Origin of the sequence: Collinsella sp. LCP19S3_F2 (assembly GCF_052121015.1) — a bacterium.
Taxonomy (GTDB): domain Bacteria; phylum Actinomycetota; class Coriobacteriia; order Coriobacteriales; family Coriobacteriaceae; genus Collinsella.
The window spans coordinates 1-692 of the sequence record NZ_JBQKFA010000037.1; the positions used below are offsets into that span (position 1 = coordinate 1).

A 692-nucleotide genomic window follows, 5' to 3' on the forward strand; every position below is an offset into this window, starting at 1 on the left:
TAGAATCGGTAGGGGAGCTTCCCATGGGCGGAGAAGCCGGAGGGCGACCGACGGTGGAGCGCATGGGAGTGAGAATGCTGGCATGAGTAGCGAGAGACGAGAGAGTAACTCGTCCGCCGTGAACCCGAGGTTTCCTGGGCAAGGCTAATCCTCCCAGGGTCAGTCGGGGGCTAAGGCGAGGCCGGGAGGCGTAGCCGACGCGCAGCAGGCAGACATTCCTGCACCGCGCACGCGGCGCTACGACCGACGGGGCGACGGATGGGGGTGGCTCGGCGGGGTTCTGGACGTCCCCGTGATGGAGCGCGGCCCGCGGACCAGGGAAATCCGGTCCGCATCGAGGGCGAGGCTCCGGACGAAGCACTTAAGCGAAGCGAGTGAGCCCGAGGTCCCTAGAAAAACCCCTAGGCAGGCGCGTGCGCGCCCGTACCGCAAACCGACACAGGTGGGTGGGTAGAACATACCGAGGCGATCGGGTCAACCATGGTCAAGGAACTCGGCACAATGGCCCCGTAACTTCGGGAGAAGGGGTGCCCGCGCGTACGTGAACGGACTTGCTCCGGGAGCGGAGGCGGGCCGCAGTGGAGAGGCCCAAGCGACTGTTTACCAAAAACACAGGACTCTGCAGAAGCCGCAAGGCGACGTATAGGGTCTGACGCCTGCCCGGTGCCGGAAGGTCACGCGGAGGAGTTAGC

The 692-nt window shown here is 65.5% G+C and carries 1 rRNA gene; it reads left to right on the forward strand.

The features are described from left to right. Nucleotides 1-692 (forward strand): 23S ribosomal RNA (locus tag ACTQX9_RS09545); the annotation flags it as partial.